Genomic DNA, 671 nt, shown 5'->3' on the forward strand with positions numbered 1-671 from the left:
TTGTGCCCAGAAAACCCCCAGCTAGGCTGGGGGTTCAGTAAAGCTTTCAGCTTTGAGCCAGTTATAAAAACCCCTTTTGATTTGTTAAAACAGTTTGCGGTCTGGCAACTGCAAATGTTCAACAAGAAATCAAAAGGGGGTCCCAATGAGGGACGAAAAGAGCTTAGCGCACACCCGATGGAACTGTAAATATCACATAGTTTTTGCGCCGAAGTACCGAAGAAAGGTGTTCTACGGGGAAAAACGCAAAGCGATTGGCAGTATTTTAAGAAAGCTGTGCGAATGGAAAAACGTGAATATTCTGGAAGCGGAATGCTGTGCGGATCACATTCATATGCTTCTGGAAATCCCGCCGAAGATGAGTGTATCGGGGTTTATGGGGTACCTGAAGGGAAAGAGCAGCCTGATGCTTTATGAGCAGTTTGGGGATTTGAAGTTCAAATACCGTAACAGGGAGTTTTGGTGCCGAGGGTATTACGTTGATACGGTAGGGAAAAACACGGCCAGGATACAAGAATACATAAAGCACCAACTGGAAGAGGATAAAATGGGTGAGCAACTCTCGATCCCGTATCCAGGTAGCCCGTTTACGGGCCGTAAGTAATCCATAGATGCAAATGTCAGATTGCTATGCGCCTGTTAGGGCGCGGCTGGTAACAGAGCCTTATAGG

Annotated in this window: 2 protein-coding genes; both read left to right on the forward strand. The window is 46.5% G+C overall.

What is annotated here, in order from left to right; translation table 11 throughout:
• On the forward strand, positions 1-189 hold a 189-nt coding region (locus tag BEI65_RS27315), incomplete at its 5' end, for a hypothetical protein (RefSeq protein ID WP_232519160.1).
• Positions 146-604, forward strand: a complete 459-nt coding sequence (gene tnpA, locus BEI65_RS26610) for an IS200/IS605-like element IS1541C family transposase (RefSeq protein ID WP_129935314.1) — start codon at positions 146-148, stop codon at positions 602-604. The genes BEI65_RS27315 and tnpA, both read left to right, overlap by 44 nt.
• Positions 605-671 lie beyond the last annotated feature (67 nt).

Origin of the sequence: Serratia sp. BW106, assembly GCF_002607755.1 — a bacterium.
GTDB classification, from domain to species: domain Bacteria; phylum Pseudomonadota; class Gammaproteobacteria; order Enterobacterales; family Enterobacteriaceae; genus Serratia; species Serratia proteamaculans.